This window comes from Methylocella tundrae (genome assembly GCF_038024855.1).
Lineage (GTDB): Bacteria > Pseudomonadota > Alphaproteobacteria > Rhizobiales > Beijerinckiaceae > Methylocapsa > Methylocapsa tundrae.
This window is the reverse complement of sequence record NZ_CP139089.1, coordinates 2,599,640-2,626,372: the sequence shown is the minus strand read 5'-3', so window position 1 is coordinate 2,626,372 and position 26,733 is coordinate 2,599,640. Positions and strand designations below refer to the sequence as shown.

The 26,733-nt window shown below is 62.4% G+C and carries 25 protein-coding genes and 1 pseudogene; 16 read left to right on the top strand and 10 right to left on the bottom strand.

The annotated features are described in order from the left end of the window. Positions 1-38 precede the first annotated feature (38 nt). A complete protein-coding gene (locus SIN04_RS14400) occupies positions 39-431 on the top strand; it encodes a HEPN family nuclease (RefSeq protein WP_134490258.1) in 393 nt (130 codons plus the stop codon). 113 nt (positions 432-544) lie between these two features. Here the strand turns inward: SIN04_RS14400 and SIN04_RS14395 are convergent, their stop codons facing one another. Continuing rightward, a complete protein-coding gene (locus SIN04_RS14395; RefSeq protein WP_134490256.1) occupies positions 545-1,534 on the bottom strand; it encodes a cation diffusion facilitator family transporter in 990 nt (329 codons plus the stop codon). Positions 1,535-1,749: 215 nt separating this feature from the next. Here SIN04_RS14395 and SIN04_RS14390 point away from each other — a divergent pair, with 215 nt between their 5' ends. The 7 genes from SIN04_RS14390 (at position 1,750) to rplT (ending at position 8,437) form a co-directional block, all read left to right on the top strand. After that, positions 1,750-3,111 carry an MATE family efflux transporter gene (locus SIN04_RS14390; protein ID WP_341264005.1) on the top strand — a complete coding sequence of 454 codons (1,362 nt, stop codon included), beginning with the start codon at positions 1,750-1,752 and terminating at the stop codon, positions 3,109-3,111. A 49-nt stretch (positions 3,112-3,160) separates the two neighbouring features. Continuing rightward, complete coding sequence (locus SIN04_RS14385) at positions 3,161-4,024, top strand: DUF937 domain-containing protein (RefSeq protein ID WP_166795944.1); 864 nt, start codon at positions 3,161-3,163, stop codon at positions 4,022-4,024. Between the two features lie 300 nt (positions 4,025-4,324). After that, positions 4,325-5,722: a glutamate--cysteine ligase gene (locus SIN04_RS14380; protein WP_134490252.1), complete on the top strand. Its 1,398-nt coding sequence runs from the start codon at positions 4,325-4,327 to the stop codon at positions 5,720-5,722. Between the two features lie 390 nt (positions 5,723-6,112). Further along, positions 6,113-6,442, top strand: a complete 330-nt coding sequence (locus tag SIN04_RS14375; protein WP_134490250.1) for an SWIB/MDM2 domain-containing protein — start codon at positions 6,113-6,115, stop codon at positions 6,440-6,442. Between the two features lie 197 nt (positions 6,443-6,639). Continuing rightward, the gene (locus SIN04_RS14370) at positions 6,640-7,584 is read left to right on the top strand and encodes an aldo/keto reductase family protein (RefSeq protein ID WP_134490248.1); all 945 of its coding nucleotides are present in this window, start codon (positions 6,640-6,642) and stop codon (positions 7,582-7,584) included. A 234-nt stretch (positions 7,585-7,818) separates the two neighbouring features. After that, entirely contained in the window at positions 7,819-8,019 is a 201-nt protein-coding gene (rpmI, locus tag SIN04_RS14365) for a 50S ribosomal protein L35 (protein WP_134490246.1), read from the top strand. A 52-nt stretch (positions 8,020-8,071) separates the two neighbouring features. Then, positions 8,072-8,437, top strand: coding sequence for a 50S ribosomal protein L20 (gene rplT / locus SIN04_RS14360; protein ID WP_341264004.1), 366 nt, complete (start codon positions 8,072-8,074; stop codon positions 8,435-8,437). Positions 8,438-8,508: 71 nt separating this feature from the next. On the opposite strand, the gene SIN04_RS14355 is transcribed toward rplT, so the two are convergent. Together SIN04_RS14355 and pheT are read right to left on the bottom strand one after the other, a co-directional pair. After that, positions 8,509-8,925, bottom strand: coding sequence for a hypothetical protein (locus SIN04_RS14355; protein ID WP_341264003.1), 417 nt, complete (start codon positions 8,923-8,925; stop codon positions 8,509-8,511). A gap of 4 nt (positions 8,926-8,929) precedes the next feature. Next, entirely contained in the window at positions 8,930-11,362 is a 2,433-nt protein-coding gene (pheT, locus tag SIN04_RS14350) for a phenylalanine--tRNA ligase subunit beta (RefSeq protein ID WP_134490244.1), read from the bottom strand. A 249-nt stretch (positions 11,363-11,611) separates the two neighbouring features. Here pheT and SIN04_RS14345 point away from each other — a divergent pair, with 249 nt between their 5' ends. The 5 genes from SIN04_RS14345 to SIN04_RS14325 all read left to right on the top strand — a co-directional run bounded on the left by SIN04_RS14345 (position 11,612) and on the right by SIN04_RS14325 (position 15,180). Next, complete coding sequence (locus SIN04_RS14345) at positions 11,612-12,055, top strand: hypothetical protein (RefSeq protein WP_341264002.1); 444 nt, start codon at positions 11,612-11,614, stop codon at positions 12,053-12,055. A gap of 145 nt (positions 12,056-12,200) precedes the next feature. Next, the gene (locus tag SIN04_RS14340; RefSeq protein WP_134490240.1) at positions 12,201-12,710 is read left to right on the top strand and encodes a TerB family tellurite resistance protein; all 510 of its coding nucleotides are present in this window, start codon (positions 12,201-12,203) and stop codon (positions 12,708-12,710) included. Positions 12,711-12,862: 152 nt separating this feature from the next. Next, on the top strand, positions 12,863-13,666 hold the full coding sequence (locus SIN04_RS14335; protein WP_134490238.1) for an SDR family NAD(P)-dependent oxidoreductase: 804 nt from the start codon (positions 12,863-12,865) through the stop codon (positions 13,664-13,666). Between the two features lie 29 nt (positions 13,667-13,695). Further along, positions 13,696-14,421: a glutamine amidotransferase gene (locus SIN04_RS14330; protein WP_134490236.1), complete on the top strand. Its 726-nt coding sequence runs from the start codon at positions 13,696-13,698 to the stop codon at positions 14,419-14,421. A 309-nt stretch (positions 14,422-14,730) separates the two neighbouring features. Further along, positions 14,731-15,180, top strand: coding sequence for a DUF3597 domain-containing protein (locus tag SIN04_RS14325; protein WP_134490234.1), 450 nt, complete (start codon positions 14,731-14,733; stop codon positions 15,178-15,180). 166 nt (positions 15,181-15,346) lie between these two features. On the opposite strand, the gene SIN04_RS14320 is transcribed toward SIN04_RS14325, so the two are convergent. The 4 genes from SIN04_RS14320 to dapF form a co-directional block, all read right to left on the bottom strand. After that, positions 15,347-16,297, bottom strand: coding sequence for a tyrosine recombinase (locus tag SIN04_RS14320; protein WP_134490232.1), 951 nt, complete (start codon positions 16,295-16,297; stop codon positions 15,347-15,349). A 224-nt stretch (positions 16,298-16,521) separates the two neighbouring features. After that, a complete protein-coding gene (locus SIN04_RS14315) occupies positions 16,522-16,665 on the bottom strand; it encodes a histidine kinase (protein WP_134490230.1) in 144 nt (47 codons plus the stop codon). A gap of 21 nt (positions 16,666-16,686) precedes the next feature. Beyond that, entirely contained in the window at positions 16,687-17,946 is a 1,260-nt protein-coding gene (gene mtaB, locus SIN04_RS14310; protein ID WP_244605985.1) for a tRNA (N(6)-L-threonylcarbamoyladenosine(37)-C(2))-methylthiotransferase MtaB, read from the bottom strand. Positions 17,947-18,002: 56 nt separating this feature from the next. Then, the gene (gene dapF, locus SIN04_RS14305) at positions 18,003-18,875 is read right to left on the bottom strand and encodes a diaminopimelate epimerase (protein ID WP_134490226.1); all 873 of its coding nucleotides are present in this window, start codon (positions 18,873-18,875) and stop codon (positions 18,003-18,005) included. Positions 18,876-19,053: 178 nt separating this feature from the next. Here dapF and SIN04_RS14300 point away from each other — a divergent pair, with 178 nt between their 5' ends. Beyond that, positions 19,054-19,779, top strand: a complete 726-nt coding sequence (locus SIN04_RS14300) for a GyrI-like domain-containing protein (RefSeq protein WP_134490224.1) — start codon at positions 19,054-19,056, stop codon at positions 19,777-19,779. A 200-nt stretch (positions 19,780-19,979) separates the two neighbouring features. Here the strand turns inward: SIN04_RS14300 and SIN04_RS14295 are convergent, their stop codons facing one another. From SIN04_RS14295 to SIN04_RS14285, 3 genes and pseudogenes are all read right to left on the bottom strand, one after another. After that, complete coding sequence (locus SIN04_RS14295; RefSeq protein WP_134490222.1) at positions 19,980-21,227, bottom strand: cupin domain-containing protein; 1,248 nt, start codon at positions 21,225-21,227, stop codon at positions 19,980-19,982. Between the two features lie 275 nt (positions 21,228-21,502). Then, a pseudogene (locus SIN04_RS14290) lies at positions 21,503-21,737 on the bottom strand (helix-turn-helix domain-containing protein); the annotation flags it as partial. A 51-nt stretch (positions 21,738-21,788) separates the two neighbouring features. Then, the gene (locus SIN04_RS14285; protein WP_166795943.1) at positions 21,789-22,220 is read right to left on the bottom strand and encodes a hypothetical protein; all 432 of its coding nucleotides are present in this window, start codon (positions 22,218-22,220) and stop codon (positions 21,789-21,791) included. Between the two features lie 243 nt (positions 22,221-22,463). Between SIN04_RS14285 and SIN04_RS14280 the strand changes: the two genes are divergently transcribed. Both SIN04_RS14280 and SIN04_RS14275 read left to right on the top strand, forming a co-directional pair. Continuing rightward, positions 22,464-25,820 (top strand): ATP-binding protein, encoded by a 3,357-nt coding sequence (locus SIN04_RS14280; protein WP_134490220.1) that lies wholly within the window; start codon positions 22,464-22,466, stop codon positions 25,818-25,820. After that, a complete protein-coding gene (locus SIN04_RS14275; protein WP_134490218.1) occupies positions 25,813-26,727 on the top strand; it encodes a response regulator in 915 nt (304 codons plus the stop codon). Before SIN04_RS14280 ends, SIN04_RS14275 begins: the two co-directional genes overlap by 8 nt. Positions 26,728-26,733 lie beyond the last annotated feature (6 nt).

The following is a 26,733-nucleotide window of genomic DNA, read 5'->3' as shown; positions in this document are numbered from 1 at the left end:
CAAGCCGCGTAACCCGCAATTACAAAGGTAGCGACATCGTGGACTATGAAAGCTTACTTTATGATTTCGCGGATCGAACGCGTCACAATTTGGAGGTGATCCAACAAGCTAAAGAAAAAGGGGAATGCGTCTACGAGGTGACGCAGCTTATCAACTCGTTACTTGGGCTACTGGTTCTTCCAAATGAACGTTTCACCGACATTATTCCAAAGACCCCTTTAAGTGAGCTTGTTGAGCAAGGATGGCCTGTTCCAAGCGTGAGCGGCGAATTTCGGGAAGCAACAGATCTTCGCGAACTCGTGAGATATTTGCGTAATGCGATATCGCACTTTAATATTGATTTTCATACAGACAGTAAGAGTGCGCTTTCAGGAATTACGGTGTGGAATTGTGAAACGAAGACTAAAAAAAGGTATGGGAAGTTAGTTTAGAGTTAAGTCAACTTCGACAAATAGTGTTGCTGTTTGTCGAACTAATTTTAAAGAATCATGCTGTTAAAACGCACCAAACTCGTCAATCTTAATGCCAATGCGGCCCTTAAGTATTAGACCACCTCGTCGGGCGCGAGGGCGCAGGCCGTATCCTCGTCGGTCTCGATCTGCAAGGTCACGTGGCCGATGCGATAGCGCTCATGCAGGCGTTCCGCCGTCTTCATCAGAAATTCATCGCCCGGATGGCCCGCGGGCATGCACAGATGACAGGTCAGCGCCGTGTCGCTCGTGCTCATCGACCAGATATGCAGATCATGCAGCCCTGCGACGCCGGGCAGGCCGACGAGAAAGCCGCGGACGTCGGCGGGAACGATTCGCTCCGGCGCCGCGCCAAGCGACATGGCGACGCTTTCGCGCAAGAGGCTCCAGGTTCCGGCGATGATGACGGCGTTGATGATGAGGCTGGTCAAAGGATCGAGCCAGAGCTGACCGGTCAGAAGGATCAGGAGACCGGCGACGATGACGCCGGCCGAGACCGCCGCGTCCGCCGCCATGTGCAAAAAAGCGCCCCGGATATTGAGGTCATCCTTGCGGCCAGAGGCGAACAGCGCCGCCGTCAGCCCGTTGATGACCATGCCCATCGCCGCGACGATCATCATCGTTTTGGCGGCGACAGGCTCTGGCTCGAAGAAGCGGCGGATCGCCTCATAGCTGAGCGCGCCGACGACGAGAAGAAGGAAAGCGCTGTTGAACAAGGCCGCGAGGATCGACGTTGCCTTGAGCCCATAGCTGAAGCGTGGAGAAGGCGCCCGCGCGGATAAAATTGCGGCGGCGAAAGCGACGCCAAGGCCCAGCACGTCGGACAGATTGTGCCCGGCGTCGGCGATCAGCGCGACGGAGCCCGAAATGATGCCGTAAACGAGCTCAAGCGCGACGATGAGCATGTTGAGCGCGATGCCGATGACAAAGCGCGGCCCGAAGCTCGCCGGCGCATGAGAATGGGCATGGCCTTTATGCGAATGAGCCCCGGCGTGGGAGTGCGCGTCCGCCGCCGCTTGGCGGTGCTCGTGGGCGTCGCCGCCGTCCTGATGAGAAAGGCTCATAGTCTTCTGCATTCTCCAATCGCTGCGTCTGCCTAGCATGGCGTCCTTGACGATTTAAGGACAAAACGGAGCGCGGCAAAGACTGTCTGCGAGGCCGGAGCTTTCCTCCCCCTCGATTTGAAGCAATAAGGTTGCGCGGCGCGAATCCATATGGAAATGCCAAACCCGGCTCTCGACGGGGGATTGTTGGCGAGGGCGACAAAACAAGTGCGCATATGACTCTGAGTTCAGAAACTTCAAAGCCGTCCGCCATCTTCACCGAGGGCTCGACGATGCGGCACGTGCTCGCCATGACGGGCGCCGCCTCCATTGGCTTGATGTCGATCTTCGTCGTCGATCTGCTGTCGCTTCTTTATGTCTCGCGGCTCGGCGACCCCGATCTCACGGCGGCCGTCGGTTTTGCGACACAGGTGCTGTTCTTTTCGGTTTCGATCAATATCGGCCTCGCCATCGCCATCGGCGCCCTCGTCTCGCGCGCGATCGGGGCGGGACAGCGGCCGGCGGCGCGGCGCCTCGCGGCGTCGGGGCTGGTTCACGTTTTTGTTATCTCGGCGCTTGTGAGTTGCGCCGCCCTGCCGTTTCGTCGCGACATTCTGGAGTTGCTCGGCGCCAGCGGCGAGGCGCTCGACGTCGCTTCGACCTATCTCCTCTTCACCCTGCCGGCGACCGTCGGGCTTGGCCTTGGCATGGCGCTGGCCGGGCTGTTGCGCGCCGTCGGCGACGCGCGCCAGGCCATGTATGTGACCCTGTCCGGCGCCGTCGCCACGGCGATCCTCGACCCGATCTTTATTTTTGGCCTGGGGCTTGGCGTCGAAGGCGCGGCGATTGTCACAATTTTTTCGCGCATCATCTTCGTCGTCGTCGGACTCATCGGAGCCGTTTACAAACATGATCTTATCGCCCTGCCGCGGGGCGGGGCGGCAATCTCGGACGCGCCCGCGCTGATGCGCATCGCGATCCCGGCGATTTTGACCAATGTGGCGGCGCCGGCGGCGAACGCCTATTCGATGCGCATTTTTGCGCATTTCGGCGAGCCCGTCGTCGCCGCTTTCGCCATCATGGACCGGATTACGCCGGTCGCATTCGGCGTGCTCTTCGCTCTTTCGGGATCGGTCGGGCCGATCATGGGCCAGAACCTCGGCGCGCGCCTTTATGACCGCATCCGGCAAATCCTGACCAATAGCTTCGCCTTCGCCGCTGTTTATGTGGTCGCCGTCGCTTTGATCCTCAGCCAGGCGTCGCCGCTCATCATCGGCGTTTTCGCTGCGCGCGGTCAGACGGCGGAGCTGTTGAACTTCTTTTGCCTGACCTGCGGCGGCCTGTGGTTCTTTCTCGGCGGCATTTTCGTCGCCAACGCCTCTTTCAACAATCTCGGCTTTCCGGTGCTCTCGACCCTTTTCAACTGGGGCCGCGCCACAGTCGGCACCATTCCTTTCGTCACCATCGGGGCGGCGCGTTTTGGACCGGAGGGCGGGTTCATCGGCCTCATCGCGGGCGCAACTCTTTTTGGCGTATTCGCCGTCGTCATGGCATATTTTGTCACAGCAAGGCTCGCCAGAGACTCAAAGGACGGCTAGCATCAAGGCGCGATGATCCGGCGTCCCGCGGGGCGCAGAAAGGATGCCGATGTTCAATCTCTACGAGATTTTGCAGAATGCCCAGAACGGGCAGGCCGTCGATAATCTGGCGAAGCAGTTCAATATCTCGCCGGAGCAGGCGGACGCGGCCGTCAAGGCGCTGATGCCCGAAATATCGAGCGCCTTCCTGAAACGATCGGCGGAGCCGGCGGCCTTTGGCTCCATTCTTGGCGCGCTCGGCGACACTCAGCATATCGCCGCTTTCGCTGACGCGGCCGCCGCGCAGACGCGCGAGACGACGCAAAAAGGCGTCGAGGTGATGGGCCAGTTGTTCGGCTCCGCCGCGACGAGCGCCGAAATCGCGCAGCATGCCGCCAGCGTCGCGGGTCTCTCGCCCGCGCTGCTCCAGCAGATGCTGCCGGTGATCGCCTCGATGGTGATGGGCGGCCTGAGCAAAGGCCTCGCCAATCAGGGCCTCGGCGGTCTTTTCGGGCAGCTCGCCGACGCCGCCGGACAAGGCGGCCTTGCGACGATCCTCGGCAGCCTGCTCGGCGGCGCTCCGGCGGCGCAGGCCAATACGCAAACAGGCGCGGGCGCCGGCCCGCAAGCCAATCCAAACGCGGCCGGAACCGGCACCGCCGGGGGACTCGGCGGCCTCGCCGGCATGTTCGGAACGATCCTCGGCAGCTTCCTTGGCGGCCAGCAGCCTGGCAATGCGCCGCCCACGGGCGGAGCGGCCCCGGGCCTGCCGCACGGCTTTGACGCCAGCGCGATTCAGGCGGGGCTTGAAGCGCTGACCAAAATGCTGCAGCCCGGCACGGCGCCGCCGGCGCCCAATCAGCCGTCGCAAGGCCAGCAATCCGGGCTCGAGAATGAGATCGATTCGATCCTCGATGGAAAAAAACGCTCCTGAAGCCGGCTGCGGCTCAGGCATCGACCTTGGGCGTGAAATTTAAGGAAAATCGCCCGCGATCCCTTGTTTTCGTGCTCATTTTGCCGCGAGTTGACTGCTTCGGCAGAAGATGTCGGAGCGCCGCCAGCCTCAATTCGCACGCCAGGGCGCGCGCGGAGACGATGGCCGCGTTGCGCTGCGCCGCGGAGCCGCTTATGTAGCTCTGCCACGCCCGGGGCGAGGATCGATTTCCCACGATCTTCCTGAGGCGCCTCGGCGTGATCGGGCCCGCTTATGCGGCGCAAATGGATAGTTGAGCCAATGGCACGCGACGTTTCGGATTCCACGCCTATCACGTCGCGCGATGAACTCGTCGCCTGGTTCGAGGCCGGTTCGACGCCGCCGGAGCGCTTCGCCATCGGCACCGAGCACGAAAAAATCCCGTTCTATCGCGCCTGCCATTCCGCTGTGCCCTATGAAGGCAGGCCGACCGACTGTCCACCCGCCTCAAGCTTTGCCGGCGTTCGCGGCTTGCTGGAAGGGATGCGCGCAAAGCTCGGCTGGGAGGCGATCTGCGACGGCGCCCATATCATCGGCCTTTATGACGAATGGGGCGGCGGCGCGATCTCGCTCGAACCGGGCGGCCAATTCGAACTTTCGGGGGCGCCGCTCGCCACTATTCATCAGACGGAGGCGGAGCTCGACAGGCATTTTGCCGTCCTGCAAGGCGTCGCGGCGGCCTTTGGCATCGGCTTCCTCTCGCTTGGCATGAATCCGAAGTGGCGGCTCAGCGAAATTCCGACGATGCCGAAGCAGCGCTACGCCATAATGGCGAATTACATGCCGAAAGTCGGCGAGCGCGGGCTCGACATGATGTTTCGCACCTCGACCGTGCAGGCCAATCTCGATTTTTCGAGCGAGGCCGATATGGTCCAGAAGCTTCGCGTTTCGCTCGCGCTGCAACCCGTCGCCACCGCGCTTTTCGCCAATTCGCCTTTCACCGAAGGGAAATTGAACGGCTTTCTCTCGGCGCGCTCCGAAATCTGGCGGCATACAGACGCGGCGCGCACCGGCACGCTGGCCTTCGCCTTCGAGCCGGGCATGGGCTTCGAGCGCTATGTGGATTACGCGCTCGACGTGCCCATGTATTTCGTCAAGCGAGGCGAGACCTATATCGACGTCGCGGGGGCGAGTTTTCGTGATCTGCTCGCGGGCAAGCTCGCCGCCTGTCCCGGCGAACAGGCGACGCTATCAGACTGGGCCAATCATCTGTCGACGATTTTTCCCGAGGTGCGGCTGAAGCGCTATCTCGAGATGCGCGGGGCCGACGCCGGGCCGCGGCCGATGCTGACCGCGCTGCCGGCGCTCTTTGCCGGCCTCTTTTATGATTCCGCGGCGCTCGATCAGGCGCATCAGCTGATCAAACCGTGGACCGCCGATGATCGCGAGAAGCTGCGCGCGGATACTCCGCGCCTTGGGCTCGACGCGAAAATCGCCGGCCGTCCGCTCCGCGACGTCGCGCGCGACGTTTTGAGTCTGGCGCGCGTGGGCCTCAAGCGGCGCGCGCGTCTCGACGAGCAGGGCCGCGATGAGGCTTATTTTCTTGATCCCCTCGATGTGATCGCCGAGGGCCGGACGGAGGCCGAACGGCTGATCGACCTGTTCAAGACAGAATGGGGCGGCAGCGTCGAGCCGGCTTTCGAGCAATGCGCCTACTGAGCGCTTCGGATTGATCCTTCGGAAGATGCCGGTTGGCGCCGTCGCGGAGCCCTTTCGTGGTCCAAAACGCCTCGTTTTCCCCAGGACTTTTGCCTCGTTTTAACGATCCCGCGTGATTTCATTCAACATGGCGGACTCTGGATTTGATCAAGGCGCCGCAGCGAAACGCATTCAGATCAAAGCCCTTGCATTCGGCCCCGGAAGCCGGAGCAAGCGCCGCGCGAGCGCTCCCCAGCCGTTCCGCGGCGACAAAACTTTGGTTCCTCGCTTGACGGAGCGCGAAGGTTGGGGTTCCGTCAGTCGAGCATGTGAGAAAAGAGTCGGAATCAGCGTCCAAGGCTGGATTTCTCGCTGAAAATTCCTCGCTGAATAATATGGAAGGTCGACGGGATGACGAGTTCAAGCAAGAAAGCCGCTCCGGCGAAGAGCGCCACGACGGCCAAAGCCGCGCCTAAGGCGGCGGCGAAAGAACCGAAGGCGGCGAGCGCGTTCGCAAAGCCCCTGCAGCCCTCGAAGGAGCTTGCCGAGGTCGTCGGCTCGGCGCCCCTGCCGCGCACCGAAGTCGTGAGCAAAGTGTGGGAATATATCAAGAAGCATAAATTGCAGAACGAAGCGAACAAGCGCGAGATTCTCGCCGATGACAAGCTGAAAGCCGTGTTCGGCAGAGACAAAGTCACGATGTTCGAGATGAACAAATATCTCGCGCAGCATTTGAAGTAGGGTTCTCGCGCCAGGGAACGGCCGGCCCGGCGCCGGTCCCGGCCTCGTGGCAGAGCTTGAGGAGAGCCGCTGTTTTCCGGTTCGGCCTCAGGCAGCGCCGCCGCGCCCCGGCTAACCACGCGAGCGAAAAACCGATCGGTTCGCCTTGAAGCCAACCGCCGCCTGCGGAGCCTTATCGTCGTTCGAGGAGGTCTGCGATGAAATATCGTCGGCTTGGCGGCAGCGATCTCAACGTATCGGTGATTTCGCTCGGGTCCTGGCTGACCTATTCTGGCGGCGTTGAAAAAGCGGACGCGATCGCCTGCGTCCGCAAGGCGCTCGACCTCGGCGTCAATTTCATCGACACCGCCAATGTGTACGGGCGCGGCGCGGCGGAGTCTTTACTGGGCGAGGCGCTTCAGGGGGTCGAGCGAGGCTCCTATTTGTTGGCCACCAAAGTCTTTGGCGCGATGAGCGATACCGACGAGGGCCTCTCGCGCAGGCAGATTTTCAAACAGATCGACGCTTCGCTCGCTCGCCTCAAAACCGATTACGTCGATCTTTACCAATGCCATCGCTATGACGAAGACACGCCGCTCGAAGAAACGATGCAGGCTTTGACCGAGGTCGTCCGGCTTGGCAAGGCGCGCTATATCGGCTTCAGCGAATGGCCGCTCGACAAGATCGAAGCGGCGGCGGTGCTGAAGGGCGTTGCGCGTTTCGTCTCCAGTCAGCCGCAATATTCTTTGCTCTGGCCCTATCCGCAGACCGATATTTTTCCGCGCTGCGCGGATCTCGGCATCACCCAGATCGTCTGGTCGCCTCTGGCGCAGGGGGTTCTGACGGGTAAATACAGCCCCAAGGCGCCGCCGCCGCCGCGTTCACGCGCCACCAGCAAGACAATGGGCTCGATGCTGCCGAAACGGTGGCTCGAGGCGCCCGTGCTGGAGGCGGTGCTCGAGGTCAAGCGCGTCGCCGAGGAGGCGGGGGTCAGTCTCGCTCAATTCGCGCTCGCCTGGGCGCTGCGCCAAAAAAACGTCTCCTCCGCCATCATCGGCGCGAGCCGGCCCGAGCAGGTCGCCGAGAATGTCGTGGCGGCGGATATTGCGATCGCTGAGGATTATTTCTTCCGCGCCGAGGAGATTTTGGAGCCCGTCCGCTAGCTCTAACTGATTGACGGGAGACGGATTCAAAGTCATCCGACTCTACGCATTCATCAAAGCGTCGCCAAAAGCCATTGCTTTTCGCCGCGCTTTCTTTATAAAACGCCGCTTCGAACCGACCGGCTCAAAGGGCTGCCGTGGCGGTTCGTTCGCTCGTTCGGAAACGAACGGGAGTGGGGCGATCCCACTCGATCAAACACATTGCGGGGTTGAGCCCCGACGGAGACGAGCAAAATGCCCAAACTGAAGACGAAATCAGGCGCGAAAAAGCGCTTCAAGATCACCGGCACCGGCAAAGTGCTTTATGCGCAATCCGGCAAGCGTCATGGCATGATCAAGCGGACGAACAAGCAGATCCGGAATCTGCGCGGCACCAATGTTCTGTTCAAGAGCGATGGCGACAACATCATCAAGTATTTTCTGCCGAACGGCTGAAAACCGCCCCATCGCCTGTCAGTTTTTCATTTAGCCAGTCCGGAGATTTATCATGGCTCGCGTCAAACGCGGCGTCACCTCGCACGCCAAACACAAGAAAACGCTCGAAGCGGCGAAGGGCTTTTATGGCCGCCGCAAGAATACGATCCGCGCCGCCAAGGCCGCCGTCGATCGTTCCATGCAATATGCGACGCGCGATCGCCGCGCCAAGAAGCGCGTCTTCCGGGCTTTGTGGATCCAGCGCCTCAACGCCGCGGTGCGCGAATTGGGGATCACCTATTCCCGCTTCATCGATGGTCTCGCCAAGGCCGGCATCGAGATCGACCGCAAAGTGCTTTCCGAACTCGCCATCACCCAGCCCGAAGCTTTCAAGGCGATCGTCGAGCAGGCCAAGGGCGCACTGCCGGCGCAGGGTTGAGACGCTTTTAGGAACTAAAAAAGAGGGGGCGCAAGGCCCCCTTTTTTGTGTCCTTCGCAGGGCTGCACGCTTCAGCGCGTCTTGGCGCGACCTGAAATCACGTTGAAGGCGAGCGTCTTGCCCTTGTGATGCGTCTCGGAGGCGCTGCTGTGCGAGCGCCCGTGGTAGTGTCCGTAATGGTGATAATGCCGCGTCGCATGGCTGCGGTAATGGCGCCCGTGCGACGTGCGCCGCTCCTTCGCCGGAACCGAGGCTTCGGGGTTCGCCGTCTCGACGACGTCCGCCGCCCCGCCGGAGTCCCCATCGCCGCCGAAATCCCTGGCCGAGGCGCTATGGCCCCGCGGCACCGGGCCGAACAGGGCGAGGCATTGATTATAGGCGTCGGCCGCCTGGATCTTCTCGCAGTCGCTGATCGAACTCGGCGCCGCCATCGCGGGCAGCGCGAGCCCGAGGATCGCCGCAAACGCTATCGCTGGAAGAATCCGCAAATCTTTATCCTCTCAAGGTCGCGCCCGTTTTTTGCGCCACGTCCGCGATGATCCTCGACGCGACCGCCTCGATTTCCGATTCGGTCAGCGTTTTATCGCGCGGCTGCAAAGTCACGGATATTGCGACAGATTTCTTGCCTTCAGCTATCCCGGCGCCTTCATAGACGTCAAACACCTCGGCGTCGGCCACAAGTGTCCTGTTGCTCGCCAGCGCCGCCTTAAGGATCTCGCCGGCGAGGACGGTCCGATCGACGACAAAGGCGAAATCGCGCTGCAAAGGCATGAATTCCGACAGTTCAAGCTTTGATTTTGTCTTTGTCGGCTTCGATTTTGTCACTGGTATGTCATTCAGCAGGACTTCAAAGGCCGTAATCGGCCCTTCCGCGCCCATTTTTTCCAGAACGCGCGGATGAATTTCGCCAAATGCGCCGATTTTGTTTTTCGGCCCGAACTGCAGGGTCGCCGACCGGCCGGGGTGCAGCCAATCCGGGCCGCCCGGCACGATTTGCAGCGCCGTCGCCGGCACGCCGAGCGCGGAAAGGAGCGCGAGGACATCGGCCTTGGCGTCGAAAACATCCGCCTTCGCGGTTGACGCCGACCACTGGCGTCCCGCCCCGCTTGTCTTGTTCGAACCCTGGCGGATCGCGGCGGCGGCGATCTTTTGATCCGCCTCGCCTTCGCCCTTGAAAATCTGGCCGACTTCGAAGAGGGCGACGTCGCCGTGGCCACGGTCGGCGTTGCGTTGCGCCGCCGCGATCAGCCCCGGCAGCAGGCTAGGCCGCATGTCGGACAGGTCCGCGGCGATAGGGTTCGCCAGCGTGAGCGCAGGCTCGCCGCCGCCAAAGGCTTCCGCGCGCGCATGGGAGATAAAGGACCAGGTGACCGCCTCCACAAGCCCGGCGGCGGCGAGCGCGCGCTTTGCGGTTTTGACGCGTCTTTGCAGCGGCGTCAGCACGGGGGCCTGCACGGCCTCGCGCTCGCGCGCGAATGGGCGCGCCATGACGCGGTCGAGGCCTGCGATGCGCACGATTTCCTCGACGAGATCGGCCGGCCCTTCAATGTCCGGCCGCCAGGAGGGCGCCTTGACGACGAAGCGGTCGCTATTGCCGGGGGAATAGCTGAGCTCGAAGCCGAGATGTTCGAGGATGCCGGCGATTTCGGAAGGCGGCAATTCCAGCCCGGTGAGACGCACGACTTCGCCGAGGAAAAAGACGATGCGCTTGTCGGGCTGCGGAATTTTGCCGGCGACGCTGGATTGTGAGGGCTCGCCGCCGCAAAATTCGAGCACGAATCGCGTTGCGAGATCAAGGCCGGGCAGCGTGAATGCCGGATCGATCCCGCGTTCGAAGCGATAGCGCGCGTCGGAGACGATGCCGAGCCTGCGGCCCGTGCGGGCGATGTTCACCGGGTCCCACAAGGCCGCTTCAATGAAAACGTCGGTCGTCGTCTCGTCGCAGCCGGACGCCGCCCCGCCCATGATCCCGGCGAGCGACAGCACGCCCCCCTCATCGGCGATGACGACCATCTCGCCGTCCAGCGCATAGGTTCGGCCATCGAGGGCTTCAAGGCTCTCGCCAGACCTTGCCCGGCGGACGGCAAGATCGCCGCGCACCTTATTGGCGTCGAAAACATGCAGCGGACGGGCGCGGTCGAAGCTGAGATAATTCGTAATGTCGACAAGCGCGTTGATGGGGCGAAGCCCGATCGCCGCGAGCCGCTTTTGCAGCCAGGCCGGGCTTGCCCCATTGCGCACGCCGCGCACGAGGCGCAGCGCGAAGGCCGGCGCGAGATGGGCGTCCTGCGGTGAAAGATCGAGTCGCGGCGTCACGGGACAAGGGAAGGCGCCCTCGATCGGCGTGATCGCGCGGCCCTTAAACCGGCCAAGCCCGGCTGCGGAAAGATCGCGCGCGATCCCCTCGACGCCCATGGCGTCCGGGCGGTTGGGCAACAGGTTGATTTCGATGACGGGATCGGCCAGTCCCGCGAAGGCGGCGAAATGCTGGCCGATGGGCGCGCCCTCCGCCAACTCCATAATGCCGTCATGCTCGCCGGAAAGGCCGAGTTCTTCGCCCGAACACAACATGCCGTTCGATTCGACGCCGCGAATGACGCCTTTGCTCAAGGTGAGTTTCTTCGCCGGAATGACGGCGCCGGGCGGCGCGAAGACCGTCTTGAGGCCGGCACGCGCGTTTGGCGCGCCGCAGACGACCTGCACATGGCTGTCGCCGCCGACGTCGACGAGACAGACCTGCAGCCGGTCGGCGTTGGGATGCGGCTTCGCCTCGATCACCGAGGCTATGACGAAATCTTGAAGCGCGGCGGCGGGGTCGTCGACGCGCTCGACCTCGAGGCCGATCTTGGTCAGCGTTTCGACGATCTCGTTCAGAGGGGCGTCGGTTTCGATATGGTCCTTGAGCCAGGAAAGCGTGAACTTCATTGCGGTTCCAGAGGGCAGAACGTCGGGGAGGCGCGCGCGCCACGGCGCACCGGCATGGGCAAGCGTTGGAAGCCTATTCGCCTTTCTCTAGTGGCTTTCTTCGCGAAGGGGAAATTTTCTCACCGCGCCGGCGCAATCTCCGTCCTGGAGGGGAAGCCTCAAGGCTTGCGATGAAGCGGATTTGTAGGCAAAGGTTGAGGCGCGTCGCGTGGTTTGGACCGCAGCCACGCAAGAGGAGGGACGGCGCATATGATCGCTAGCATGATTGGCCGCATCGCAAGAGGCATGGGAAGCAAAAGCGGGCGGCCGCCGGCCGCATTGCCGCCAATCGTCTTGGCATCATGCTGCCTGTCATTTGGCCTTGCCTGGGGCTTGTCTTCTCCGGTCCGCGCCGCCGATTACGCCGCCGGGCCGGCGCTGGCCGCGCCCGAGGGCGGCGTCGCCTGCTCCATCGGTCAGCCCTTCTGGATTCCGAGCGGCCCGACGGCGGAAACCCTGCCGTGGCCGTCGGTCTATTACGGCCATTTTTCCGGCGGAAGGCCTTATGTCGACGCGTTTGGCCGCACCATCGTCGATTGGCGCGACGAACATGTCTGCTTCCCGACGAGCGCGCAATGCCGCGCCTGGGTGAAAGCTTCCTACCGCACGTATCACCAGCCGGAAGGCTATCGCGGCTGTCTGTTGCTGCGTTAGGACCGCTGCGTCCGAGCAGAATCTCTTAAGTCTTTGTTTTGACTCATATGTGGGTCTGAAAGGCCGGCAAGTTTCCGGCGTCATGCTCCAGGCAGAGTCAGGCGAAGACGCGGCGGCCGCCCTTCAGGCTTTGCGGAGACAGTCGATGTTTGATGCGTTGAAGACGTTTATCGCCGAGATCAGCGGCGCGGCCTCGCCGTCGAAGTCCTTCAATGAGGATGACTATCGTCTCGCCGCCGTCGCTCTCCTGGTGCATGTCGCGGCCGTCGACGGGGAGACGGACGATAAGGAGCGGCGCCGGCTGAAGACGCTGATCGAGGAGCGCTTCGGGCTCGACGATTCTGCGACCGTGCTTTTGATCGAGCGCGCCGAACAGAGCGACCGCGACGCCGTGGATTTCTATCAGTTCACGAGCGTGCTGAAGCGCACGCTCGACGAGGACGGCCGGCTGAAAATCGTCGAGATGATGTGGGATATTGCTTTCGCCGACGGCGAAGTGCATGAATTCGAGGATAACACCATCTGGCGCGTCGCCGAACTGCTTGGCGTTTCGACGCGCGACCGCGTTCTCATGCGTCAGCGCGTTGCTGTCGAGATCGAGGCCGAAGCCGCCCCAAAGGGGCCCTGGTCAAAGGCGGACGACAAGAAAACGTGAGTTCGACGCCCGCTGGACGAAGGATAGACGACGCGCCAGCTCGGGCTAAAAAAATCGCCGGGGGCGAGCGGCGGTAAGCCTCCATTCAGGAAGAACGCGGTAGGCTCGGTCTGGCTGAGGGCGCAATTACGCGAAACAGCAAAAGGGCAGGCATGAGCGAGGATCCTGGCGGCGGCGAACGCCGCGTGACCTTGATCACCGGCGCCTCGGGCGGCATCGGCGCCGATCTCGCCCGCGTTTTCGCGCGGCGTGGCCACGATCTCGCGCTGGTGGCGCGCAGCGCCGACAAGCTTCATCTGCTCGCCGATGAAATCGAGTCCTCTTCCGGCAGGCGCCCCCTGATCCTGACCTTCGACCTGACGAAGCCGGATGCGGCCGAACGCATCGCCGCGGATCTCGACGCGGCTCGCGCCAGCCCGGAGATTCTCGTCAATAATGCCGGTTTCGGCCTCATCGGCGATGTGATGGAGCTGGATGGCGACGAGCAGTTACGCATCATCGACCTGAACGTCCGGTCCCTCGTCGATATAACGTCACGCCTGCTGCCGCAGATCCGCACCAGCCGCGGAAAGATCTTGAACGTCGCCTCGATTGCCGGCTTTTTTCCCGGCGGCCCGGGAATGACCATCTATTACGCGTCCAAGGCCTTCGTTCTTTCGTTTTCACGCGGACTGGCGCAAGAATTGCGTAACGATGGCGTGATAGTATCAGCCCTCTGCCCTGGCGCGACCCCGACCGGCTTTCAGGAGCGGGCTGGTTTCGGACCGCACATCCTCAGAGGCGTTCCGATGACAAAGTCAATCGAGGTAGCGGAGGCGGGCTACAGGGGATTGATGGCCGGCAAACGCGAAATCATCCCCGGCTGGTTCAATAAACTGGGCGCAGCGGTCTTGCCCTTCGCGCCAAAAGACGTGATCTTAATGTTGATTTCGCGCGTGCAGCAAAAACGTCGTTGATGTTGATTCTATTTTAGAACTTGCGAGCAATGCCCATCGGACAGGAATCATCAGGCAGGGTTCTCATCATCCTGCATCAGGAATGTTCAACGCCCGGCCGCGTCGGGCGCCTCCTGCGTGACGCCGGCCTGCATCTCGACATCAGGCGCCCGCGCTTTGGCGATCCGCTGCCCCAAACCCTCGCGGACCATGATGGCGTCATCATTTTTGGCGGCCCGATGAGCGCCAATGACGATGATGACTGGATCCGCCGGGAAATCGATTGGATCAAGGTGCCGCTCAAGGAGGAAAAGCCGTTCCTCGGTATCTGTCTCGGCGCGCAAATGTTGGCCCGCCACCTTGGCCATCGCGTTTGTCCGCATCCGCAAGGACGGGTGGAGGTCGGGTATTATCCGATTGATCCGACGGAGCATGGCCATAAACTGTGCGATTGCCGCTTTCCGACGCGCGTCTATCAATGGCATCGCGAAGGGTTCGACCTGCCGAATGGGGCGACGCTTCTGGCGAAAGGCCACGACTTCGAGGCGCAGGCTTTCCGCTACGGACCGGCCGCCTACGGGTTTCAGTTTCATCCCGAAGTCACCTTGCCGATGATCTGCCGATGGTCGGCGCGCGCGCAGGAGCGTCTCAATCGCCCCGGAGCGCGTCCGTTGCATCGCCATCTCGAAGGATGGCTCCGCCATGACCGCGCCATCGCGCGCTGGTCCAGCGCATTCCTGCAAAGCTGGCTCGCCGGAGGCGGGCTCGCGTGCTGAGGCATTAGCCGGGCGCCCGGTCGCGCGATTTCATCAAGTCGTCGCGCCAGCGGCCTAGAATGCGTGAAGGAGCGTCCGAGGCGAGGCTGGCGCTGGACCTCGCCGGTCTTTTTGTCCTAGCATTGATTTGGTCGCCGGCTTCGTTTTGCGATCAATGAGCCGTTTATCGCGGAGAAACAGCGTCGATGCGGCTGGCGCCTCTACCGGCGCCCTGCATCGCTCGTCCGGCAATGAGACGATACGGAAACGTCGCGTCTGAATTTTTGCCTCCTCTACGCCTTTGGCCAATCATAAAGAGGAACGTCTTCCATGAGCATCTTCGGCAATATCGTATCCAAGCTTTTCGGCCATTCCACAGCTCATGCGGCGGAGAGCCCGGCGGCTGCAACGCCGGCGTCGCCCGCCGGAACCACCCCCGCAGCCGGGGCGGCGCCTGCGGCGTCCGCGCCCGCGACAGCTCCCGCCACCGGAACCGCGTCCACGCCTACTGCGTCTTTGCACGAGGTGGACGTCACCTCGATCCTCGACGGCCTCGTCGTCAAACATGGGCAAAAGCTCGACTGGCGTCATTCGATCGTCGATCTTCTGAAAGCGCTCGACCTCGACAGCAGCCTTTCAGCGCGCAAGGAACTGGCCGGTGAGCTGCATTACACCGGCAGCACCGACGACACCGCGACCATGAACGTGTGGCTGATCAAGCAGGTGATCGCCAAAATCGCTGCGAATGGCGGCAAGGTGCCCGCCGACCTCGTGCATTAAAGCATGGCCCCGAAAAGTTGCAGACTTTTCGGATAAGGCCATGCGTTGAAGGAGACCATGGCCCCGAAAAGTTGCAGACTTTTCGGATAAGGCCATGCGTTGAAGGAGACCATACCCCGAAAAGTTGCAGACTTTTCGGCCCCGAAAAGCTTGCGGCTCTTCTGGGCTAATCCTCGTCATCGGCAAGCGGGTGCAGATCCCGCACCATGGATTTCAGCCGCTCGTCGAGCACATGGGTGTAGATTTGCGTCGTCGAAATATCGGCATGTCCGAGCAGTTCCTGCACGACGCGCAGGTCAGCGCCGTTTTGCAGGAGATGACTGGCGAAGGCGTGGCGCAGCACATGCGGGCTGATGCGCGCGGAGGCGATGCCGGCGGCGGCGGCGCAGCTTTTGAGGTCCCGCGCAAACGCCTGCCGGGTCAGATGCCCGCTCTCGCTGTCGGCCGGGAAAAGCCACGGGCCCGCCGCGGCGCCGGGCTGCGTTTTTTCGAGAAGGGCGCGATAGGCTGAAATCGCCGCGCGCGCGGCGCTCGAGATCGGCGCCAGCCGGTCGCGCCCGCCCTTGCCTCGAATGGGGATCAGCGGCTCCCTGCCGCGCGCGATGCTTTTCGGCAGCGAGACGAGTTCGGAGACGCGCAGCCCCGTCGCGTAGAGAAGTTCGATGAGGCTGGCGGTGCGCAGCGCGCGCAGACGTTCGCCGGCGGGACGCGCTCCATCGTCAAGACCCTCTTTCGACACGGCGATGAGATGATCGACCTCGGCGATCGAGAGCGTTTTCGGCAGACCCCTGCCGCGCCGCGGCCCTTCGATGATGGCGGCGGGATCATCGCGGCGCAGCCCCTCTCCGACGAGAAAGCGGTGGAGCTGGCGAATGGAGGACAGTTTGCGCCCGCTCGACGCGGCGGTGAGGCCGCGCTTGTCGAGCCATGTCAGAAAGGCGCGAATGTCGTCGCTCGTCGCCTCGAGCGGCGTTTTGCCGGAGGCGCCAAGGCGCGCCGCATAATCTGCAAGGTCGCGGGCGTAGGCCTCGATCGTGTTCTTCGCGCCGCCGCGTTCGGCGGCGATCATCTCGAGAAAGCTTTCGATGAGGCGGGAAGATGCGCGCTTATCCGCCATGCGGCGTCCTTGTCTGAACCTGCGCGAAGGGAGCCCTTCTGCTTGCTCCGCGTTCCAGGCTATCCGGCGATATTGCGGCGGCCAATCCTGTTCCGGGCACAATAGCGCATGGTTTGGAGCATGATGCAGAAAAGAGGTAGACTTTTCGGACCCGCATCATGCGTGATAACACAGGCCGAAAGAGCGGAATGCGTTCCCCTTTGATAGACGGCGCCCGCGCCGCTCTATCTGTTCAGCCGCGCGGGGGGAATCGTCTGGTTGATCTGGCGCGTCACCGGCTGGACGAAAGTCACCAGCGCGACCATCCCGGCGAAAACGATTCCGGCGAGAACACCGAGCACGAAAAGAAAACGAAAAAGACTGGGCAACACGATCCTCCGCAGGCGGTGTTATGGGCAGAGGGCAGTGTCATAGGCAAGCGCGGGCGGGCTCAATTCCACGGTTACGCCGGCAGGCGTCGCGGCGCCTCGAACGCGCACGCCGGAAAGCGCCTTGCCCTCGTCGCGCTCGATTGCGACGTCAATCATCAATGAGGGCGCCGCGTCGCCCGTCCTGACGCAAGTGAAGTCCGCGGCGCGGCCGAGGCCGCCGCGCTCCGTCAGCACGCGCAAAACCTTGCCGATCTGCGCGGCGTGATGCCGGCGCAACGCCGCCTCGCCTGCGATGCGCAAGCGCTTTGCCCGCTCTTTGACCAGCGCGGGCGCGACGGGCGGCATTTTAGCCGCGGGCGTCCCCGGCCGGGCGGAAAATGGAAAGACATGGAGATAGGTCAGGCCGCAATCCTCGATGAGGCGAAGCGTGTTTTCAAACATGGCCTCGGTTTCGGTCGGAAAGCCAGCGATCAGATCGGCGCCGAAAACCATATTGGGCCGCAGGCGCCGCAGCTCCGCGCAAAACGCGATCGCATCGAGGCGCGTGTGCCGGCGCTTCATCCGCTTCAGGATCATATCGTCGCCGGCCTGCAGCGACAGATGAAGATGCGGCGCGAGGCGCGGCTCACTGGCGAAGGCCTCGATCAGATCGGCGTCGGCCTCGATGCAGTCGATCGAGGAGAGCCGCAGCCGTTCAAGGCGGGGAACGGCGCGAAGGATCGACCTGACAAGGCCGCCGAGTTTGATTTCGTCGCCGAGGTCCGCGCCATAAGAGGTGAGATCGACGCCGGTCAGCACGATCTCGCGAAAGCCTTTGTCGGTCAGTCGCCGGACGGCGGACAATATCGTCTCCGGCGGCGATGAGCGCGATGGGCCGCGCCCGAACGGAATGACGCAGAAGGTGCAGCGGTGATCGCAGCCTGTCTGCACAGCGAGAAAGGCGCGCGTATGATCCTCGACGCCTTCGCTCGGAGCCTTCGGCGGCGGACCGGCCTGCATGATGTCCGACACGCTTACGCGCCCGGACGTTGCCGGCGCCCATGTTGCGGGATCGGTCTTTTCGGCGTTGCCGACGACGCGCGCGACCTCCGGCATCTCGGCGAAACGCAAGGGGTCGATCTGCGCGGCGCAGCCGGTGACGATGATCCGCGCGCCCGGCCGCTCGCGCTTGACGCGGCGGATCGCCTGACGCGCCTGGCGCGTCGCCTCCGCCGTCACGGCGCATGTATTGACGATGACGAGGCCGTCCTGTCCGGCTTCCTCGGCCGCGCGCCGCATGGCGTCGGATTCGACGAGGTTCAGACGGCAGCCGAAGGTTAAAACCTCGACGCCCGTCACGCCGCGGCGTCCGCGAAAAGCCCGGGATCGAGCTCGGTTTCAAATTCGAACTCGACGGGGCCCGCCATCACCACCATATCGTCGCTCTCGCGCCAGACAATATCGAGATCGCCGCCCGGCAAGGAGACGGTCGCCCGCCGCCCTGTCAAATTTTTGCGCGCGGCGGCGACGAGCGCTGCGCAGGCGGCGGAGCCGCAGGCGCGGGTGAGGCCGGCGCCGCGTTCCCAGACCTTGAGTTCGATATGATCGCGGGAGACGATTCGGGCGAGCGAAATATTGGCCCGCTCCGGGAAGATCGGATCATGTTCCAGCGCGGGGCCAATGACGGCGAGATCATAGGTCGCAAAATTCTCGACAAAGAAAATCGCGTGCGGATTGCCCATGCTGACGACAGAAGGATTTTGCAGGAGCGGCGCGCCGGGCGGACCAAAGGCGAGGTCGATCGCGGTCGTGTCCTCAGCGGGTTTCGCCAGCGGAATATCGGCCCAGGCGAGGCGAGGCGCGCCCATCTCGACTTCAAAACGCCATTCACCGAGACGCCGGCAGGCGAGACGGCCCGCCGCCGTTTCTATGAAAATTTCGTCACGCGTGTCATCGCGAAAGAGGGTCCAGGCGACGCAGCGGGCGCCGTTGCCGCAGGCGCCTGCCTCGGAGCCATCGGCGTTGAGAATCGTGACATAGGCCTCAGCACCCTCCGAGCGCGGGTCACTGAGCGCCATCAGCTGATCGAAGGCAAGCCCCTTGCTTCGCGCAATCGCCCGCGCTTCGGGCGCGCTGACTCCAAAGCCCGCGCCGCGCAGGTCGACGACGAGGATCTCGTTGCCGAGGCCGTTCATCTTGGTTACCAGCCGGTTGGCGAGAGGACTCATATTGGCGCGTCATTTTTCCGTGTGCAGGCCACCATATAAGGATTTTCCTCGTGAACGACCATTGTTTTGTCGCGCGGAGGCGTTCTTAATCGTCGAGCCGCTTGGCGTTGCTTGCCGCACTGTTTAAGACGTGGGGCGGTAGGGGGCGGGCAGGCTTGGCGGCATATTGGAGCGGCAGATGAGATTTGGCGAAATCAGAAAACCGATAGCTTTGCGCCTGGCTTTCAGTCTCGCGTTCGCCTTGCTCCTTGGCCTCTTCGCCAGCGCGCCGGGGCCCGCCTGCGCCGAAGCGGGCTCCGCCGCGACGCCCTCGCAACAGGAGGCCCCGGCCAGTCCGCCCGCGCCAGACGCGGCGGCTCCTGATAAAGCGGCGCCGGCGCCGGAAGCAACCGTGCCGGAGCCCGACCAGCAGGGGGCCGCCCCGGGCGTTCCGAGCGACGCCACGGCGGAGACGGTGGATGTGCCTCCGCGTCCGGTCGCGCTCCTCCTCGGCGATGCCGAATGGGCGGATGGGTTCAAGGCCATCACAACCGCGATCGGCAAAGTGCAGGACGCCATCAAGGCCGCCGGGCTGAAGCAGGCCGGACCGCCCTTCGCGGTTTTCCTCTCGACGGACGACACCAGCTTCCACTTTGAGGCGATGGTTCCGCTCGCTGAAAAGCCCGGGGACAAAAGCGACCTTCCCGACGGCGTCAAGCTCGGCGAATCGCCTTACGGCAAGGCGATCAAGTTCCTGCACCGCGGCGCTTATGACGACATCGACTCCACCTATGACCTCATCACCGCCTATCTCGACGAGAAGGGGCTCGAGGCCAGGAATCTCTTTATCGAGGAATATCTCACCGACACAAAGGAGAGCGACGACGCCAGCCTTAAGGCGGATATTTACGTCTTTCTGAAGTGAGGGCAGCCGCGCTCCGTTCGCGATAAGGCCGGAGCGCGCGGCGAGCGCTGCGGAGGGGGCTCTCTGCTTTCGTCAATAAGCCGGAAGCATGTCGCCCGAACCCCGGTTTCCGCTTTTCGGCATAGGGCTCCAGGCGGCGCGACGGCGCCGCGAACGGCGCCGTCGTCGTTTCGTTTCAGGCGGCAGGGATCGCCGCGCGGTCAACCCGCTTCAAGGCCGAGCTGTCCTTGCGGAAATTTGGCGATTTCGGCCGGATCGACGTTGAGGTGCTGAGCGACAAGCTCCGGCGGCGTACGCCTCAGCCAGTCGGAAACATCGACTTCCTGATAAACCGGAGCCTTGAAGATGGTCAAAAACTGCAGCTCGCCGGCGCCGGTGTTCTGAATGTAGTGGGCCTGGCTTTTCGGCACATATCCGACGTCGCCGGCTCTGAAATCGGCGGTCTGGGCGCGCGGTCCAGCATCATAGACCGTCATGCGGCCTTCGCCCTTGATCCAATATTGCCACTCGTCGGCGTTTGGATGCCAATGCATGCGCCGCAGCGCTCCGGGCTTTAGGGTTTCGAGCGCTGCGGTAATCGTCGTCGATACCTTGAACGTCCGGCTGTCCGCCAGATGGATGACGCCGGAGCGATTTTCCTTCACGGGCTTCGATCCGCTCAAGGAGAATGTGAAGGGGTTTGGCGGCGCCTCGCCGGAATTGACGGCGGCCTGATCAGCGGCGAGGGAGCCCGGCTCCTTGCCCTGAAAGATCCAGAGATCGTGCAAGGGAATCGATTTGAAAGTCTCGGCGGGGACGCCGAAATTCTGGGCCAGAATGTCGGGCGGCGTATGCGCCATCAGATCGGTCAACAGGAGCGTATTGAATTCGGAAGCCTTCCCGTCGTCGAAGACGATGAGGAATTCGCATCCATCGGGACCAAGGCCCTGCAGCGAATGCGGTTGCCCGGCGGGGAAATACCAGATCTCGCCTTCCTTCACGTCCTGTACATAGGCTCGTCCCAGTTCATCGAGGACGGTGACGCGGCAGGAGCCGTTGGTGATGAGGCCCCATTCAGCCGCAAGGTGCCAGTGAAGCTCGCGGATGCCGCCGGGACCAAGCCGCATGTTGACGCCCGATATTTCCTTGGAAATTGGAAAATTTTCCGCCGTCACTTCCCGGGCCCAGCCGCCGGCCTGAATGCGCTTGTGGGCGTTATTGAAAGAGGACCAGAACATCGGCATGTCGCCGATGTCGGTCGCAGGCGGATTCTGAAACGAGGGAAACTGACTTTCGAGGGCAGGATTTTGGGGGCCGGGATCGGAAATCGCGCCCGGCGTCGAATTGATCGCGCCCTCGGCGGGCTCGTCCGGATTGCCGAAGGCGGCGGCGTTCGCCCCCGCCGCCGCGGCGACGGCGCCGCCAACGGCGCTGAGGGCGAGGAGCATACGGCGAGACAGGTGATCCATGTTGGAAGCTCCGGTTTGGTCGGCTGAAGGCAGGGGCCTGCGAGGAAGGTTCCATCATGTCAGGCGCCGCCCGAAGGCGCCATATCAAGGCTGTGATGTGCGGCGCAGCCTGAGCGATTGAGCGGGGGGAAGAGGCCGCAAGTCTTCCATTCCGGGAACGGACGCCGAAACTGTAGCCGCAGTCACGCCGAAACTGTAGCCGCTGTTACGCGTGGCGCGGGATTTTGGCCTGTTGCAGGAGATTGGATGCTCCGGGCGACCGCCAACCGCGCATGTCAATCCGAGACAGGTTCGAGCCGATTGGCGCGGGCGGCTTCCCCCTCGTTGTGTGGCGGGGAAGCCGAGCTCCGGCCATGGCTATATCGCCGCGGCGAACAGCCCATGACCCTCTTGAAGGCTGTGCTGAAGGCGCTTTCGGATGCATAGCCGAGCGACAGGGCAATGACGGAAAATGGGACCGCTGGAATTCGCCAGCCTGTCCCCGAGCGCATCGACAGGGGTCAAACTCAGATCGCTTGCCCCGCGGGCGGGAGCGGTTCGCCGTTTCCGCCTGATCTTCAATCAAATTTCATCGAAGCCATCGAACGTTTCTTGAACGATGGCCTCGATGCGCTCGATCTCATCGTTCTTCAATGGCGCAAATTCCCGTTCGCGCCTTTTTTTCGAAAGCGTACCTTTATTCTGCCGGATGAAAAGGAGGAGATCGTCAGCAAGGCGGTCCGGCATTTCAACCGTATCCATGATCAGTCGCCGCGCTTCGTCGTGGCGGCGCAGATAGTCTATTTCACGCGGCAGGTCATACTCGACGGTTCTCTTGACGCAGTCGTACAGAAATTCCGCCGCTTCCGTGCTATCGAAATACCGGTACAGATCGGCGGTATCGTTCAGAACTTCGACATTGCGGTCAGGCGTTGGTCTCCACTCGATAAAGTCCATGAATGGACCCGAATGAGATTGCAGTGTCGTCCGGTAATCGTCGATCCGGTCGAGCATGACGGTCGAGACTGGGAACACCATGCGGTGCCTGCTGGAAGTCGGCGCGCTGGCCTCGATCTTGCTTCTTCGGATCGGCGCGCATCGGAGGTCAACCAACGCTTCCGCTGCGGATAAAAAAGCGCAAGGTTGTCGCCGCGTTTGAAGGCTGTCGCAGCGTTTGAAGCCGGGTCCGGCCCGCGCCGGTCGAGCGCAATGGCAGGTCGAAAACAGCCGAGGCGGGGTGGTTTTCTCTTGACCTCTATGAAGTCCATACAGCGCATTGTCCCGCGGCGGCGTCAGTATAATCAATGGGTCGCTAATGAAACCCTTGAGGATTACGCGCTGCGCTTCACGCCCGTGCGCGCCCGCAAAAGCATGTTCCGCGTGGCCAACACGGCCCTTGGCGCCATTTCCTTTCTCGCCTGCGAGGCGATCGGCGGCGCGGTCACACTGACTTTCGGCTTCTCCAACGCCGTGGCCGCGATCATTGCGGTCAGCGCGCTGATGTTCGCGTGCGGCGTGCCCATCGCCTATTACGCCGTCAAATTCGGAGTCGATATCGACCTTCTGACCCGTGGCGCGGGCTTCGGCTATCTCGGCTCGACCCTCACCTCGCTGGTCTACGCCTCATTCACGTTTCTTCTGTTTGCGATCGAGGCCAGCATCATGTCGGCGGCGCTGCAGATGTGTTTCGGCATTCCGCTGCCGATCGCGCATATCGTCAGCTCATTGATCGTCATCCCCATCGCAGCGCATGGCATCCGCCGCATCAGCCAGATGCAGCTCGCAACGCAGCCGATCTGGCTCATCCTGCAGTTTTCGCCCCTGCTTTACCTCGCGCTGAACGGCGCCGGCGCTGTCACCGGCTGGACCGCATTTCACGGCGCCACCGGAAACCCAGACGGCTCGATCAGCTTCCTGCAGTTCGGCGCCGCGGCCTCGATGCTGATGTCTCTCCTGCCGCAGATCGGCGAGCAGGTCGATTATCTGCGCTTTATGCCCGATCGCAAAAACACGAGCGCGCTCGCCTGGTGGAGCGCGGTCATCGCGGCAGGTCCCGGATGGGTCGCGATGGGCGCCTTCAAGCTCTTGATGGGCTCCTTTCTGGCCTATCTGGCGCTGACTCGCGGCGTGACGGCCGATCGCGCCGCGCAGCCGGCCGAACTCTACCATCTCGTTTTCCTCGACCTGTTTCATTCACCAACTTTGGCCCTCGCGTTGACAGGCCTTTTCGTCGTGGTCTGTCAGACGAAAATCAATGTAACCAATGCTTACGCGGGCTCGATCGCCTGGTCGAATTTCTTTTCGCGTCTGACCCACAGCCATCCGGGCCGCGTCGTGTGGCTCGTCTTCAACGTTTTGCTCGCCTTGCTGTTGATGGAAGTCGGCGTTTTCCGCGCCATCGAGAGCATACTCGCCCTCTACGCTAATTTCGCCGTCGGCTGGATCGGCGCCTTGACCGCCGATCTCGTCGTCAACAAGCCCTTGGGGTTGAGCGCGCCTCACATCGAATTCAAACGCGCGCATCTTTATGACGTCAATCCGGTCGGCGTCGGCGCGATGGCGATTTCGGTGTTCGTCTCGACGCTCGTTTTTCTTGGCGCATTTGGTCAGGCGCCTCGCCCTTTGAGCCCCTTCATCGGCCTCATCATCGCCTTTCTCGCGGCTCCTTTCATCGCCTTTGTCACGAAAGGCGGCTATGCGATCGCGCGCGCGGACACGGAGCTGGAGCAGCGTCGCGGCGAGATCTGCTGTTCAATCTGCGAAAATCCGTTCGAGCGCAGCGACATGGCCTATTGCCCGGCCTATGGCGCGCCGATCTGCTCTCTTTGCTGCACATTGGAGGCGCGCTGCCATGACATGTGCAAGCCCGGCAAGCGCTTGAACGATCAGATCGGCCGCGCCATCGACGCCCTGCTGCCGAGGCGAGCGGCGGCGTTCTTCAAGACCCGCATGGGTCAGTTTCTTGGCGTCCTGTTTCTGTTCAACGGCGTCATCGCCTATCTCCTCGCCCAGATCTATGTCGCCTACGGCGCCGTCGCCATCGCTGAGCGCCCGGTCATTGGAACGACATTATGGATTGTCTTCTGGGCGCTCCTCATTCTCTCCGGCGTCGCTGCGTGGCTGCTGGTGCTGGCTCACGAAAGCCGGCGCGCGGCGGAAGATGAATCCAAACGTCAGGCGTCGACGCTGATGGAGGAAATCGAGGCGCATAAGGATACGCACGCCGCTTTGCAGAAAGCCAAGGAAGCGGCCGAGGCGGCCAATGTCGCAAAAAGCAGATACATCGTTGGGCTAAGCCATGAGATCCGCACACCGCTGAACTCCATCTTCGGCTACGCTCAGTTGCTGGAGCGAACGCCATCGGAAACCGCGGGCGACGGCATCCGCGTCATCCGGCGCAACGCCGAGCATTTGGCGAGCCTCGTCGATGGTCTACTCGACATTTCCCGCATTGAAAGCGGCGTGCTTCGGCTCAATCGGGACAAGGTCCGGCTCGTCGAGTTCCTCGACCAGATCGTCGAAATGTTCCGCCCGCAGGCCGAAGCCAAAAACATTCGCTTCCTCTACGCGCGCCCGGATCACTTGCCGACCTATGTTCACACGGACGTCAAGCGATTACGGCAAATCCTCATCAATCTGCTCTCGAACGCGATCAAATACACCGAAGAAGGCCACGCGGCGTTACACATCCGTTACCGCAATCAGGTGGCGGAAATCGAAGTCTCCGACACGGGACTTGGCATTCGCGCCGACGATATCGAATCGATTTTCGAACCCTTCGAGCGCGGCCAGATGCCGAAGGCGCGCGCACTGCCTGGAACGGGCCTTGGCCTCACCATCGCAAAGCTGTTGACGCACGTCATGGGCGGAGAAATCTCCGTTGAGAGCGCGCCGGGCGCTGGCAGCACATTCCGCGTCCGGCTCCTGTTGTCGGAAGCGATGCATTCCGCGGACGTCGGTCCAACGCAACGCCAGATCCGCGGCTACGCCGGACCGCCGCAAAAAATCCTTTTGGTCGACGATGATTTGAACCATCTGGATTTTGTCCAGCGCGTCCTGCGTCCACTCGGCTTCATCCTGCTGGTGGCGAAGGATGGCGGCTCGGCCTTGCAACTGGCCTCGGAAATCGAGCCTGATCTCGCGATGCTCGACATTTCTATGCCTGGACCAAACGGATGGGAGGTGGCTGAAGCATTGCGGCGCAAGTCGGCGCGCCTGAAGATCATCATTATTTCAGGCAATGTGCATGATTATAGAGATGGCGGACAGAGCGGCGGCCCGCACCATGATTTCCTTGTCAAGCCGCTCGATATCCAGCAAATGCTGGAATCGATCCAGGCGCATCTTGGACTGAAATGGATCCATGATGAACCCGCTGACGCTCCGGCGGACGCCGTCGCGCTCGAGATTCCTCCCGGCGTCCATCGGCGCCTCGATGAACTGCTGCAATTGGGACGAATTGGATATGTGCGGGGGATCGGAGAAGAGCTGAAGGAGTGGGAGAGAGTTGAACCCGAAGCGGCGCCCTTTATTGCAAGCCTGCGCGCAATGGTTCAACGCTTTGATCTGAAAAAGTACATGGATACTTTGAAAGCGATCAAGCACGATGGATGAGGCGCCGAACCGCCGCGACAAAATTCTGACGGTCGACGACACGCCGGACACCCTCGCGTTTTTGACGGAGGCGCTCGAGACAGCGGGATTGACGGTTTTTGCGGCGCTCGACGGAGAGAGCGCGCTAGGCCTGCTTCACGAGATCATGCCGGACCTCGTTCTCATGGACGCCGCCATGCCGGGTATGGACGGCTTCGAGACCTGCCGCCGCATCAAGCAGGAGCCGCATTTCTCGCATCTGCCGGTCATCTTCATGACGGGCTTGAGCGAAACCGAACATGTGCTTCATGGCTTGGCCTGCGGCGGCGTCGATTACGTCACCAAGCCGATCGTCGTCGATGAATTGCTCGCGCGCATCAAGGTCCATCTCGCCAACGCCCGGATTGCCTATAGCGCGCGAACGGCGCTCGACGCCACCGGCCGCTGCCTCATCGCGACGGACGAGGCGGGCGCGCTGTTATGGTGCACGCCGCAAGCCGAGCGGATGCTCGCCGACGGGCTTTTGGATGGCCCCCGGCTCGATGGCGCAATGGCCGCGCGGCTTAGCCATCTTCGTCAGGATGCCTCGACCGGCGCCAAAAGCGTCACCTTGCAGCTTGGCGATCGAAGAATCGAATGTCTTTATTTGAGCCGCACGGGCCCCAATGAATTTCTCTATCGCCTGAATGAAGCCAATCAGAGCGATGGAGCGCAGCTTTTGAAGGAAGCGATGACGCTCACCTCGCGCGAGGGCGAGGTTCTGGTCTGGCTCGCGGCGGGAAAATCGAACCGCGACATCAGCGCCATTTTGGGCATCAGCCCGCGCACTGTGAACAAGCATCTCGAACAGATCTTCCGGAAGCTTGGCGTCGAGAACCGCGCCGCCGCCGCGGCGATGGCGGTGCGAACGCTCTCCGCGCGCCAGTAGCGCGAT